14 protein-coding genes are annotated in these 12,447 nt (G+C 53.3%); 10 read left to right on the top strand and 4 right to left on the bottom strand.

Annotation, left to right across the window (positions count from 1 at the left end; all coding sequences use genetic code 11):
- Window positions 1–80: 80 nt before the first annotated feature.
- The 10 genes from rpsA to AB4N53_RS11645 all read left to right on the top strand — a co-directional run bounded on the left by rpsA (window position 81) and on the right by AB4N53_RS11645 (window position 8,974).
- A complete protein-coding gene (gene rpsA / locus AB4N53_RS11690; protein ID WP_460120635.1) occupies window positions 81–1,766 on the top strand; it encodes a 30S ribosomal protein S1 in 1,686 nt (561 codons plus the stop codon).
- A gap of 192 nt (window positions 1,767–1,958) precedes the next feature.
- A complete protein-coding gene (locus AB4N53_RS11685) occupies window positions 1,959–2,237 on the top strand; it encodes a hypothetical protein (RefSeq protein ID WP_110646032.1) in 279 nt (92 codons plus the stop codon).
- Window positions 2,238–2,390: 153 nt separating this feature from the next.
- On the top strand, window positions 2,391–2,687 hold the full coding sequence (gene ihfB, locus AB4N53_RS11680) for an integration host factor subunit beta (RefSeq protein ID WP_007950920.1): 297 nt from the start codon (window positions 2,391–2,393) through the stop codon (window positions 2,685–2,687).
- Window positions 2,688–2,717: 30 nt separating this feature from the next.
- A complete protein-coding gene (locus AB4N53_RS11675; protein ID WP_460120633.1) occupies window positions 2,718–2,957 on the top strand; it encodes a lipopolysaccharide assembly protein LapA domain-containing protein in 240 nt (79 codons plus the stop codon).
- A gap of 223 nt (window positions 2,958–3,180) precedes the next feature.
- Window positions 3,181–4,257, top strand: a complete 1,077-nt coding sequence (gene rfbB / locus AB4N53_RS11670; RefSeq protein WP_460120631.1) for a dTDP-glucose 4,6-dehydratase — start codon at window positions 3,181–3,183, stop codon at window positions 4,255–4,257.
- Complete coding sequence (gene rfbD / locus AB4N53_RS11665) at window positions 4,254–5,147, top strand: dTDP-4-dehydrorhamnose reductase (RefSeq protein WP_460120629.1); 894 nt, start codon at window positions 4,254–4,256, stop codon at window positions 5,145–5,147. Before rfbB ends, rfbD begins: the two co-directional genes overlap by 4 nt.
- Window positions 5,144–6,034, top strand: a complete 891-nt coding sequence (rfbA, locus tag AB4N53_RS11660) for a glucose-1-phosphate thymidylyltransferase RfbA (RefSeq protein ID WP_460120627.1) — start codon at window positions 5,144–5,146, stop codon at window positions 6,032–6,034. The genes rfbD and rfbA overlap by 4 nt, the downstream gene beginning before the upstream one ends.
- A 50-nt stretch (window positions 6,035–6,084) precedes the next feature.
- Window positions 6,085–7,008, top strand: coding sequence for a glycosyltransferase (locus tag AB4N53_RS11655; protein ID WP_460120625.1), 924 nt, complete (start codon window positions 6,085–6,087; stop codon window positions 7,006–7,008).
- On the top strand, window positions 7,005–7,967 hold the full coding sequence (locus AB4N53_RS11650) for a UDP-glucose 4-epimerase family protein (protein WP_460120623.1): 963 nt from the start codon (window positions 7,005–7,007) through the stop codon (window positions 7,965–7,967). The genes AB4N53_RS11655 and AB4N53_RS11650 overlap by 4 nt, the downstream gene beginning before the upstream one ends.
- The gene (locus AB4N53_RS11645) at window positions 7,964–8,974 is read left to right on the top strand and encodes an MraY family glycosyltransferase (RefSeq protein WP_460120621.1); all 1,011 of its coding nucleotides are present in this window, start codon (window positions 7,964–7,966) and stop codon (window positions 8,972–8,974) included. Before AB4N53_RS11650 ends, AB4N53_RS11645 begins: the two co-directional genes overlap by 4 nt.
- A gap of 81 nt (window positions 8,975–9,055) precedes the next feature.
- Here the strand turns inward: AB4N53_RS11645 and AB4N53_RS11640 are convergent, their stop codons facing one another.
- From AB4N53_RS11640 to AB4N53_RS11625, 4 genes are read right to left on the bottom strand one after another with little or no spacing between them, the layout of a single operon-like run.
- On the bottom strand, window positions 9,056–9,448 hold the full coding sequence (locus AB4N53_RS11640) for a GtrA family protein (protein ID WP_460120619.1): 393 nt from the start codon (window positions 9,446–9,448) through the stop codon (window positions 9,056–9,058).
- Between the two features lie 8 nt (window positions 9,449–9,456).
- Window positions 9,457–10,404: a WxcM-like domain-containing protein gene (locus AB4N53_RS11635; RefSeq protein WP_460120617.1), complete on the bottom strand. Its 948-nt coding sequence runs from the start codon at window positions 10,402–10,404 to the stop codon at window positions 9,457–9,459.
- Window position 10,405: 1 nt separating this feature from the next.
- Entirely contained in the window at window positions 10,406–11,341 is a 936-nt protein-coding gene (locus AB4N53_RS11630; protein WP_460125430.1) for a glycosyltransferase family 2 protein, read from the bottom strand.
- Window positions 11,338–12,444: a DegT/DnrJ/EryC1/StrS family aminotransferase gene (locus AB4N53_RS11625; protein WP_460120615.1), complete on the bottom strand. Its 1,107-nt coding sequence runs from the start codon at window positions 12,442–12,444 to the stop codon at window positions 11,338–11,340. Before AB4N53_RS11625 ends, AB4N53_RS11630 begins: the two co-directional genes overlap by 4 nt.
- Window positions 12,445–12,447 lie beyond the last annotated feature (3 nt).

Genomic DNA, 12,447 nt, shown 5'->3' with positions numbered 1-12,447 from the left:
CTTCTTTTAAATGAAACTAACCCACACCGTCTGGGGTGTGGAGATGGGCGTTTACTTCGCCCTCATCTACAGGAATTAAAATGAGCGAAAGCTTTGCGGAACTCTTTGAAGAAAGCCTGAAAACCCTGAACCTTCAGGCAGGCTCCATCATCACCGGTGTTATCGTTGATATCGATTACCAGGCTCGCTGGGTAACCGTTCACGCTGGTCTGAAGTCTGAAGCACTCATCCCGCTTGAGCAGTTCTACAACGATGCTGGCGAACTGAACATCAACGTTGGTGATGAAGTTCACGTTGCTCTGGATTCGGTTGAAGACGGCTTTGGCGAAACCAAGCTGTCCCGTGAAAAAGCCAAGCGCGCTGAATGCTGGATCGTTCTGGAAGCAGCCTTCGCAGCCGAGGAAGTGGTCAAGGGCGTTATCAACGGTAAGGTTAAAGGCGGCTTCACTGTCGACGTTAACGGCATCCGTGCGTTCCTGCCAGGTTCCCTGGTTGACGTCCGTCCAGTGCGCGACACCACGCACCTGGAAGGCAAAGAGCTGGAATTCAAGGTCATCAAGCTGGACCAGAAGCGCAACAACGTTGTCGTTTCCCGTCGCAGCGTCCTCGAAGCCGAGAACTCCGCCGAGCGTGAAGCTCTGCTGGAATCCCTGCAGGAAGGCCAGCAAGTCAAAGGTATCGTCAAAAACCTCACCGATTACGGCGCATTCGTCGATCTGGGTGGCGTGGACGGCCTGCTGCACATTACCGACATGGCCTGGAAGCGCATCAAGCATCCTTCCGAGATCGTCAACGTTGGTGACGAAATCGACGTCAAGGTTCTGAAATACGATCGCGAACGCAACCGTGTTTCCCTGGGCCTGAAGCAACTCGGCGAAGATCCATGGGTTGCTATCAAAGCCCGTTACCCAGAAGGCACTCGCGTTACCGCTCGTGTTACCAACCTGACCGACTACGGCTGCTTCGCTGAGCTGGAAGAAGGCGTTGAAGGTCTGGTACACGTTTCGGAAATGGACTGGACCAACAAGAACATCCACCCTTCGAAAGTCGTACAAGTCGGCGACGAAGTGGAAGTCATGGTTCTGGACATCGACGAAGAGCGTCGTCGTATCTCCCTGGGCATCAAGCAGTGCAAGTCGAACCCATGGGAAGACTTCTCTGGCCAGTTCAACAAGGGCGACAAGATCTCCGGCACCATCAAGTCGATCACCGATTTCGGTATCTTCATTGGTCTGGACGGCGGCATCGACGGTCTGGTTCACCTGTCCGACATCTCCTGGAACGAAGTGGGCGAAGAAGCCGTACGTCGTTTCAAGAAGGGCGACGAGCTGGACACCGTCATCCTGTCGGTTGACCCAGAGCGCGAGCGCATCTCCCTGGGCATCAAGCAACTGGAAAGCGATCCGTTCTCCGAGTACGTCTCGGTTAACGACAAGGGCGCTATCGTGACCGGTACCGTGAAAGAAGTTGACGCCAAAGGCGCCATCATCGTTCTGGCCGACGACATCGAAGCTACCCTGAAAGCCTCCGAAATCAGCCGTGACCGCGTTGAAGACGCGCGCAACGTTCTGAAAGAAGGCCAGGAAGTTGAAGCCAAGATCATCAGCGTTGACCGCAAGAGCCGCGTAATCCAGCTCTCGATCAAGTCGAAAGACGATGCTGAAGAGAAAGAAGCCATCCAGAGCCTGAAAACCGCTCCGGAAGGCGAAGCAGCTGACACCACTATGGCGGCACTGCTGCGTCAAGCAATGGCCAAACAGAACTAAGTTCTGCTTGATCATGAAAAAGGGCGACTTCGGTCGCCCTTTTTTGTGTCTGCGATTTGTTCTTTGTACGTCCGTGCATGAAACCAATGCCGACGCCTGCGGGTCTGTTTCTTTAATCGGATCAATCGCCTATTCGCGACTAAGCTTGGTCTTGAGCATTAGTCGTCGGGCTTGCCTGGCATAAGGAAGTGGATGAACAAGTTACTTGTTGTTGCAGTGGTCTTGGCGTTGGCAGGTTGCACCACCAGTGCGAAAACCCATGCGGTGCGCGGCGTCAGTGGTATCGAGGTCGATTGCTCCGGGTTGGGGTCCGGTTGGGAAAAGTGCCAGAAGCGTGCAGCGAAGGAGTGCAAAGGCAAGGGCTATAAGGTCATCACCCGTTCTGACGATGCCAAAGATGAAGACGAATACCCGTTTGGCTTTAATCCGGCAGGCTTCGTAACTCGGACCATGCTGGTGATGTGTCGTTAGGCTCGTAGTGGTCCGACGCGCCAATGCGATGCCCTGAAAATGGGCGTTTTGACGCAGGGAAAGATATGTCAATCCCTGGGCTGTTCAAAATCTTCGGGGCATGCTAAAACCTTTCAAGCGCTGATCTAGCTGCTTGAAAAAGAAGGGAAAAATATGACGAAGTCGGAGTTGATCGAACGAATTGTCACCCATCAAGGGCTACTCTCATCCAAAGATGTGGAGCTGGCCATCAAGACCATGCTTGAACAAATGTCTCAGTGCCTCGCCACCGGTGATCGTATCGAGATCCGTGGTTTCGGCAGCTTCTCCCTGCACTACCGCGCACCGCGCGTCGGCCGCAATCCAAAGACCGGTCAGTCGGTAAGTCTGGACGGTAAATTCGTGCCGCATTTCAAGCCGGGCAAGGAATTGCGTGATCGCGTGAACGAGGAAGAGGAGGAAGGCGCTTGATCTTCGCTATTCAAATTCAAGGGGGCGTGAATGCGTAACCTGAAACGCATACTGCTTGGCGTTTTTCTTCTACTGATGGTTCTGATTGTTCTGGCGTTTGTTCTGGAGAACCAGCAATCGGTTTCGCTTTTGTTTCTGGGTTTTGCCGGCCCACAACTGCCGGTGTCGGTTGTTGCAGTGTTGGCGTTGCTGATCGGCATGCTCATCGGTCCAATTTTGGGCTGGTTTCTGGGGCGTACATCCAGAGCGGCTCGTAAACGACTGGTCTAAAAGCGACAGGCGCACGGCATCTGTCGAAATTGCGCCTCAGCCTGTCTTTATCCATTAGTAAAAGCATCATTAAGCTGTAAAATGCGTCCCTTGTTCGATCGTGCCTTAATGCATATCGATTCAGACTGACTCTGACGGATGCCAACTGATAGTGGCTTCTGCATTCATGGATTAGACCGCGCTCGCTGGCAGCGCTGTCCGCAGCTCAAGGGTATCGTTTCGCGTGAAAATTCTAGTTACCGGCGGCGCCGGCTTCATTGGCTCGGCAGTCATCCGTCACATCATCTCCAACACTTCCGATGCAGTCGTTAACGTCGACAAGCTGACGTACGCCGGCAATCTGGAGTCCCTGGCAGAAGTCAGCCAGAATTCGCGTTATGCCTTCGAGCGCGTCGATATCTGCGATCGTGATCAGATCGACCGCGTTCTGCGTGAACACCAACCTGATGCAATCATGCACCTGGCCGCAGAATCCCACGTTGATCGCTCGATCTCCGGCCCGTCCGAGTTCATCCAGACCAACATCATCGGCACCTACACGCTGCTCGAAGCCGCGCGTCACTACTGGGCTGCGCTGGATGACACGCGCAAAGCCAACTTCCGTTTCCACCACATTTCGACTGACGAAGTTTACGGAGACCTCGAAGGTCCGGAAGACCTCTTCACCGAAACTACGCCTTACCAGCCAAGCTCGCCATATTCGGCCAGTAAGGCCAGCTCCGACCACCTGGTTCGTGCTTGGGCCCGCACTTATGGCCTGCCGACACTGGTCACCAACTGCTCAAACAACTACGGCCCATGCCACTTCCCAGAGAAGCTGATCCCGCTGATCATCCTCAATGCACTGGAAGGCAAGCCGCTACCGGTGTACGGCAAAGGTAACCAGGTTCGTGACTGGCTGTACGTCGAAGACCATGCCCGTGCGTTGTACAAAGTCGTGACCGAAGGTGTGATCGGTGAGACATACAACATCGGCGGTCATAACGAAAAACAAAACATCGAAGTAGTGCATACCCTGTGTGCGTTGCTCGATGAATTGCGTCCTGATTCTGCTCATCGTCCGCATGCCAGCCTGATTACTTATGTCAAGGATCGCCCTGGCCATGACGTGCGTTATGCAATCGATGCGAGCAAGATTCAGCGTGAACTGGGCTGGACACCGGAGGAGACTTTCGAGACTGGCATTCGCAAGACTGTCGAGTGGTATCTGACTAACACCGAGTGGGTAGAGCACGTGAAGAGCGGTAGCTACCAGCAGTGGATTGATCAGAACTATGCGGATCGCTCGAGCAAAGCATGAAGATCCTGCTTCTAGGAAAGAACGGTCAGGTGGGCTGGGAGCTGCAACGTTCCCTGGCTCCGCTTGGCGACCTCGTCTCTCTTGATCGTTATCTTGTCGATGGTCTCTGTGGTGATCTGTCCAATCTAGAAGCCTTGCGCGCGACAATTCGTCAGGTGAAGCCCGACGTTATTGTTAATGCCGCTGCCTATACGGCGGTTGACAAGGCCGAGTCGGAAACCGAGCTGGCGGATCGCGTGAACGGTTTTGCAAGTGGCGTGATGGCGGAAGAAGCCGCATCGCTGGACGCATGGCTGATTCACTACTCAACCGATTATGTTTTCAATGGCCAAGGCGTCATGCCATGGCAGGAGACAGACGCTGTTGCGCCGGTGAACCATTACGGCGCCAGCAAGCTCGCCGGCGAGCAGGCAATTATCGCGTCGGGTTGTAAGTATCTGATCTTTCGCACCAGTTGGGTGTACGGCTCACGCGGCAACAACTTCGCCAAGACCATGCTGCGCTTGGCCAAAGATCGCGAAACGTTGAGCGTGATTGCGGATCAGATTGGAGCACCTACCGGAGCGGATCTGATTGCTGATGTAACAGCGTTGGCTATCCAGCAGGTTACCAAGCGTCCAGAGTTAGCCGGCCTTTATCACTTGGCTGCTGCGGGCGAAGTGTCCTGGCATGGCTATGCCAGTCATGTCATTGACTTCGCAAAAGCCCAAAGCGAGGAATTGGCTGTGACGACGGTCAATCCGATCGAAACAACTGCTTATCCGACACCTGCGCAACGCCCTCTGAACTCGCGCTTAAATACTCAGAAGCTGCGCGACAATTTTTCTCTACACTTGCCGGACTGGCAAAGTGGTGTAACCCGAATGCTTAGGGAAGTTCTGAACAAATGACCACGACAAATCGTAAAGGCATCATTCTCGCTGGAGGTTCGGGCACTCGCTTGCACCCGCTGACACTTGGCGTATCGAAGCAGATGCTGCCGATCTATGATAAGCCGATGATCTTCTATCCGCTGTCAGTGCTGATGCTGGCGGGTATGCGCGAGATCCTGATCATCTCTACCCCTGATGATCTTCCGTGCTTTCGCAAATTGTTGGGTGATGGAAGTCAGTACGGCATCAAGTTGACCTACGCCGAACAGCCTAGCCCCGATGGTCTGGCTCAAGCCTTCATCATTGGCGAACAGTTCATCGGCGATGATGATTGCTGCTTGATTCTGGGTGACAACATTTTTTATGGTCAGCACTTTTCCGATAATCTGCGTTCTGCGGCCGAGCAGAAAAGCGGCGCGACTGTTTTCGGTTATCACGTGTCCGATCCTGAGCGTTTCGGTGTGGTCGAATTCGATGCTACCGGCCGCGCGCTCAGCATTGAAGAGAAGCCGCTGAAACCAAAATCCAACTACGCAGTAACTGGCCTGTATTTTTACGACAACGATGTTGTCGAGATCGCGAAGAACATCAAGCCTTCCGAGCGCGGGGAGCTGGAAATTACTGACGTCAATCGGGCTTACCTTGAGCGCAAGTCGCTCAGCGTTGAAATGCTTGGACGCGGCTTCGCCTGGCTGGATACCGGTACTCACGACTCGTTGCTCGAGGCCAGTCATTTCGTACATACCATTGAACAGCGCCAAGGGCTGAAGGTGGCCTGCCTGGAAGAGATCGCCTATCACAATGGCTGGATCACTCCTGAGCAGTTGGCTGCGCAAGCTGAAGCGTTGAAAAAAACCGGCTATGGCCAGTATTTGCAAAAGCTTCTGGACTCGCCTTCCTACTGAGATGTCCGTAGCGTTCGGACGACAAGGTGAGCGTCGTAAGCAGGAATGGAATGCCAGTAAAACATCCCAAAGTTGCGGTTTTGCTGGCAGCCTTCAATGGCATGCGGTGGATCGAGGAGCAGTTGGCCTCGATTCTCTGCCAGGCAGACGTCAACGTCAGTATCTTCATCAGCGTTGACCCCTCTAACGACGGTACCGAAGCTTGGTGCGCGTCCTATGCGGCGTGTCACCCACGCATCACCGTACTACCGGCCGTTGGACGTTTTGGCGGGGCGTCCCGTAACTTCTTTCGATTGATTCGTGATGTCGACTTCGCCAGCTACGACTACGTAGCATTCTGCGATCAGGATGACATATGGCACCCGGACAAACTTCAGCGCGCAATCCAATCCCTCTCCGCTCAACAGGTAGATGCTTACTCCAGTAACGTCAGGGCGTTTTGGCCCGACGGCAAGGAATGCGTGCTCGACAAGGCTCAGCCCCAGGTTGAGTGGGACTTTCTTTTCGAGGCCGCAGGGCCCGGTTGCACCTATGTCTTGAGCAAGCGATTGGCCTTTGCGATTAAAGCCAGAATGCTTGCCAACTGGCAGCAATTGCAGCAGGTAAGCCTGCATGATTGGTACTGCTACGCGTTCGCGCGCAGTCATGGTTATCGGTGGTATATCGATCCACAACCGTCCATGGACTATCGTCAGCATGAAAACAATCAGGTTGGCGCCAATACCGGTTTGAGGTCCCTGGTATCCCGTTATAAAACCATTCACGATGGTTGGTGGTTCAACCAGGTGCAATTGATCGCAATATTGGTCGGGCAGGATAACGAATCGTTTGTCCAGGCCTGGCTATCATTGGGACGCAGGCAAATGATCAAACTGTCATTCAGTGCCGGCAGGTGTCGCCGTCGGACGCGTGACAAAGTCTTCTTTTTCTTGATCTGCTGGGCCACCGCATTATTAGGAAAAAAAAACAGATGACCCCGCCAAAAGTATTGGTCACAGGGGCAAACGGGTTCGTCGGTGAGGCGTTGGCGTTCCGGCTGCTGGTAGACAAGGTGTACACCGTGATCGCAGCCGCCCGGGGCGCGACGCGTTTGCAAGGTTTGTGTCAGGTTGAACCCTTTGATCTGAATCAGCCGTTGCTCTTGTCATCCCTCAGAAACGTTGAGGTGGTGGTGCATTGCGCTGCACGCGTACATGTCATGAATGACAGTTCGGCAGATCCCCTTAACGAATTTCGCGAAGTCAACGTTCAGGGAACTTTGCGTCTGGCCAGGAGCGCGGCGGCATCAGGAGTCAAGCGTTTCATATTCATCAGCTCAATCAAGGTGAACGGTGAAAGCACTCAGGCGGGAAAACCCTTTACAGCTCTGGATCAGCCAAATCCATCAGACTCCTATGGCGTCTCCAAGTACGAAGCGGAGATTGCTTTACAGCAATTGGCGTGCGAAACCGCTATGGAGGTCGTGGTTATCCGTCCGCCGCTGGTTTATGGGCCCGGTGTGAAGGCAAATTTCCTTAATATGCTGGATTGGCTCGATAGAGGTGTTCCTCTGCCGCTAGGATCAATTTACAACCGGCGTAGTCTCGTCGCCATCAACAATCTTATAAGTCTGATCGTTAGGTGTATTGATCATCCCGCAGCAGCCAACCAGACATTTTTGGTAAGTGATGGAGAAGACCTGTCTACGAGCCAACTTTTACGGCGCCTGTCCGAGGCCTTGGGCAAGCCCGCCCGTCTTCTGCCAGTGCCCGAGTGGATATTGAAAGTGTCGGCTTCAATCGTGCGCAAATCGGCTGTCATTCAACGTCTGTGCGGATCGCTTCAGGTCGACATCCAGAAAAATCGCGATTTACTCGGGTGGACTCCGCCGGTCAACGTAGACACAGCCATGCGCCAGACCGCAGGCTTTTATAAGGAAAGAAGAGCGAAATGACTGTTTGGTGGTTGTTACTCGTGGTTATCGTGGCTTCGTGGGGAATGACGTTTTTATTGCGACGTTATGCATTGGCGAAGAACTTGATAGACATTCCTAATGAGCGCAGCTCCCATTCGATAGCCACACCGCGAGGCGGCGGCGTTGCTATCGTTGTCTCTTTTCTGCTAGCACTGCCCCTGCTCACCGGTCTCGACGTGCTGAGCCCGGCAGCGCTAGCCGGACTGTTCGGCGCAGGCCTGCTTGTCGCACTTGTAGGATTTGCCGATGATCACGGTCACATCGCTGCAAGGTGGCGTCTGCTCGCACACTTCATCGCTTCGGCTTGGGTGCTTTACTGGCTGAACGGGTTTGCACCCGTTGAGTTTTTCGGAGCCACGATTGATCTCCTGTGGTTCGGAGATATTATTGCGCTGGTTTACTTGGTCTGGATGCTCAATCTCTACAACTTCATGGATGGAATCGACGGGTTGGCCAGCTCCGAAGCCATTAGCGTCAGTCTCGCGATCTGCTCTATTTATTGGCTGAACGGGTTCTCTGAGCTTGTTTGGTTACCGTTGCTGCTAGCGGCTACGGTCATGGGTTTTCTCTTCTGGAATTTCCCACCCGCAAAGATTTTCATGGGCGATGCCGGCAGCGGCTTTCTTGGAATTTTGTTGGGCGCGCTGGCGATCCATGCAGCTTGGATTGCACCGCAATTGTTATGGAGCTGGATTATTTTATTTGGCGTATTTATCGTCGATGCCACTTGGACCCTCATTCGCCGGTTGATCAGAGGCGATAAGGTGTATCAGGCTCACCGAAGTCATGCCTATCAACACGCGTCACGGCAATTTGATAGCCACAAAGTCGTCACTCTCGCCGTTGTTGTGATCAACGTCGTATGGTTATTGCCTTTGGCAATGTGGGTGGCCGCGGGGGGCTCCTGGTTGATCGGATTGCCCGTGGCCTATTTGCCGCTGTGTTGGTTAGCCTGGAAATTCAAGGCGGGTACGACGCAGGATTGACGACAGTCATTTGAGGCAGCTACTGATGAGCAATAGCTGCCTGAAATACCGGACTTGTGTAAGCGAGCGGACTATTTCTCTCTATGCTTTTTTGGCGAAGATCAATCTGGACAGCGCGAAAGTCATCGGGATGGTAATCATGATCGCGATCAGCGGCGCAAACCGTTGATCATATCCAAGCTTTTCTACCCACAACCAAAGGATCAGTAGACTGCATAGATACTGTGCCAGATAGACGAATGGCAGCAACGCCACCGACTTGGCGCCTTGATGGGCATTAAAAACGAAATAGCGATTCAGCGCGTACGCGATGCCAATCCCGACTATGTAAGAGATGGTGTAACTGATCTTGTAAGGCAAGAACAGAAGCAGGAACAGATAGATGCAGTATGTCAGGGCGGTGTTTAATCCGCCTGACACCAAAAACCGTGCAATCTCCAATCTCAGGATCCGCGAAAGTACCTGATTAATCATCACTAGGCTCAGTTCGATCGGATCAAGTGAGTAAACTCGTCGTAGTTTCGGACGTAGTCGTCGGCGTCGTAGTAATGGGATGCGAACACCAGCAATACGGCATCCGAAGAGTATCTGTACTGGATGCCCCACGTCATTGGCGGCAGATGAAGCCCTTTGTCCGGGCTGTCCAGAATGATTTCCTCGCGGTTGCAGCCATCGTCAGCGACTACGTGCACAGACCCCTTGACCGCAACCAGAAACTGGTGACATTCCTTGTGCGCGTGTTCTCCGCGTGTCTCTGCGGTGGGTACGTTGTACACCAGAAAATAACGTTCGGCCCTGAACGGTACTGAACGTTCGAATTCGCCGGCCGAAAGGCTTCCGCGTATGTCGGTTACCTCCTTCAAGGTGTGAATGGTCACACCTTTGACCGAAGTGCTGACAATGTGGGGGTAATCGCCTTTGCCTTGGCTTTCAAGGGCTATATTGACGGGTTTGGCATCTACATAGCCAATGATCTTCGCAGGATTGCCGACAACGATGGCATTTGGCGGAATCGAACGCGTGACGACAGCGCCTGCGCCAATCATTGCATTCATGCCGATCGTCAGACCTGGCAGGATGGTGCAATTGGCACCCAGCGATGCGCCCTTTTTGATGATGGTCCTGGCAAAGATGGTCGGGTAGACCTTACTTCGTGGAAATATGTCGTTGGTAAACGTCGCATTGGGGCCAATGAAAACATCGTCTTCGATGGTAATGCCGTCCCACACCTGAACACCGCATTTCAACGTTACGCGGTCCCCGATGATGACATCGTTTTCGATGAAGACATTATCGCAGACATTGCATTCCGCCCCTAGACGAGCCCCTGGCAGAATGTGAGCAAATGCCCATACTCGAGAATCTTTGCCGATCTTTTCGGATTCGCACAGTGCATGACTGTGAACAAAGTAATTTTTAGTGTCCGCCATATCAGTCTCCAAACCCCTCAACACGCATCGGAATGGCCAGCGGTCGATTTTTTGTATTTTCGTAAGTGCGCCATGCGTAGGAGCCGACGATACCCAAGCCCGTCAGGTTCAGGCAGCCGAGGAAAGTAATCGCCAGCACGATCATTGCGTAGCCGGGTACTTCGATCATTCCGTGCATTTTAGCGAACAGTGTAAATACGCCAAAAAATGCTGCCAGCCCGGCGCCGGTTGCGCCAACTCTGATGAGCAGTCGGATGGGCAAGTCCGTGAACGAGAAAACGCTGTCCATCAAATAATTTACTTTTTTGCGAAACGTCCATGCTGACGTACCGTGCACTCTTTCCTGACGCGTGTAAGTAACAACTTCACGCCGGTAACCCAGCCAAAATAGTTGCGCGATGAGCGAGCTGTGACGCTCATCCAGCGTCAGCAGCGAGTCGCGGAACGTTCTGTTGCATGCGAACATATCGACGCCCCCGGGCGGTATTTCGGGTATGACATAACGGCGATAGAGGCCCCAAAATATTTTCGAGGCCGTTCTTGACGGCCAAGGGTCCTGGCGCGATTCCCGTACGCCAACGACAACATCGCTTTTTTGTGCACACAGAATGGCATTCATTTTCAATACCAGCTCCGGAGGCTCCTGCAAATCAGCGGCCATGACCGCGAAGCGATCCCCTGTGCCGTGTTGCAAACCGGTTCTGATCGCCATGAACGACCCGAAGTTTTTCGACAGTAGGATCAGTTTCGAACGAAACGGTTGAGCGGGAAGGGCATCGCGAAGTATCTCGTAGCAGCGGTCGGGGCTGCCATCGATGACAAATACCACTTCAAGTGCCTTATCCAGCTCATCGTTCAGCGCGCAAACAGCCGCTAGCAAATCGGGCAGATTGCTTTCATTGCGATAGACCGGAATGACTAGCGTGAGCAAAATTATTTCTCCTTGGAGAAGTAGGCTGTAACCGCTTCGATGACTCGGCTGACTTCCTCATCGGTCAGGCCAGGGAAGCAGGGCAGAGATATAACGGTCTCACAGGCGCGTTCAGTTTCGCTCAACGGCAACGGGCTATCAATTAGGTAAGCCGGTTGACGGTGGTCGGCGATTGGATAGTGGATATCCGTACTGACCATTTTGTCTTTCAGCGAAGCTGCGAAACCGCTGCGATCCACCACTCGAACCACGTAGAGGTGAGCAACGTAATCTTCCGCGACGGAGAAAGGTAGCTGAAGGTCCAGCCCGGTAAATGCCTCATTGTAACGTTTGGCAATAGAACGTCGATCAGCATTCCATTTGTGCAGATGCGGAAGTTTGATCCGCAGGATCGCTGCCTGCATCTCATCGAGGCGGCTATTTCGCCCGCCCGGAATGGCTACCTGATATTTCTGCGACCAGCCGTATTGGCGAAGCTGGCGGATTTTTCCAGCAAGCTCGCTATCATCGGTCACGACAGCGCCTCCATCTCCGAGTGCGCCAAGGTTTTTTGTCGGGTAAAAACTGAAGCAGGCAATGGTGCCGAAACTACCGGCCTGTTTTCCGTTTCGAGTAGCACCGTGGGATTGGGCGCAGTCTTCGAGTACTGGAATGCCTGCAGCGGAAGCCATATGGACGATTTCTTCGATGTCGGCGAGTTGGCCATACAGGTGCGTGACTATGATGACGGCAGGCTTCGCATCGATCGCTTGAGCAAGAGATTTTGTGCAAAGCGTCATCGAGGCCGGATCAATGTCGACGTAGAGCGGTTCGGCGCCTACGGCGTGGATGGCGGTGCTGCCATAAAAACCGGCGTTCGCTACGGCGACAATTTTATCCCCGTGTTGGACACCAAGGCCGCGAAGCGCCAGCTCAAGAGCATCAGAGCCATTGGCCACGCTGATACATTCTTTAACGCCTACGAAGTCGGCGAATTCTTCCTCGAACTTTCTCACCTCGTTACCCAAGATGTACCAATGACTGTCCAAGACAGATTTCAGAGGGGACAGAAAATTCAGCCCGGCATTTACTTTCGCGGCAGAAAAAAGGGGGATCAATTCATTGTTCATCTA

The organism is Pseudomonas sp. H3_E04 (assembly GCF_054668915.1).
Note: the sequence above shows the minus strand (reverse complement) of the source record. Positions and strands in the feature narration are given on the sequence as shown.

Coding starts and splice junctions, on each gene's coding strand:
- rpsA (WP_460120635.1), top strand. CDS start 81: ATGAGCGAAAGCTTTGCGGAACTCTTTGAAGAAAGCCTGAAAACCCTG.
- AB4N53_RS11640 (WP_460120619.1), bottom strand. CDS start 9,448: ATGATTAATCAGGTACTTTCGCGGATCCTGAGATTGGAGATTGCACGG.
- ihfB (WP_007950920.1), top strand. CDS start 2,391: ATGACGAAGTCGGAGTTGATCGAACGAATTGTCACCCATCAAGGGCTA.
- AB4N53_RS11650 (WP_460120623.1), top strand. CDS start 7,005: ATGACCCCGCCAAAAGTATTGGTCACAGGGGCAAACGGGTTCGTCGGT.
- AB4N53_RS11675 (WP_460120633.1), top strand. CDS start 2,718: ATGCGTAACCTGAAACGCATACTGCTTGGCGTTTTTCTTCTACTGATG.
- rfbA (WP_460120627.1), top strand. CDS start 5,144: ATGACCACGACAAATCGTAAAGGCATCATTCTCGCTGGAGGTTCGGGC.
- AB4N53_RS11635 (WP_460120617.1), bottom strand. CDS start 10,404: ATGGCGGACACTAAAAATTACTTTGTTCACAGTCATGCACTGTGCGAA.
- AB4N53_RS11645 (WP_460120621.1), top strand. CDS start 7,964: ATGACTGTTTGGTGGTTGTTACTCGTGGTTATCGTGGCTTCGTGGGGA.
- AB4N53_RS11655 (WP_460120625.1), top strand. CDS start 6,085: ATGCCAGTAAAACATCCCAAAGTTGCGGTTTTGCTGGCAGCCTTCAAT.
- AB4N53_RS11625 (WP_460120615.1), bottom strand. CDS start 12,444: ATGAACAATGAATTGATCCCCCTTTTTTCTGCCGCGAAAGTAAATGCC.
- AB4N53_RS11685 (WP_110646032.1), top strand. CDS start 1,959: ATGAACAAGTTACTTGTTGTTGCAGTGGTCTTGGCGTTGGCAGGTTGC.
- rfbD (WP_460120629.1), top strand. CDS start 4,254: ATGAAGATCCTGCTTCTAGGAAAGAACGGTCAGGTGGGCTGGGAGCTG.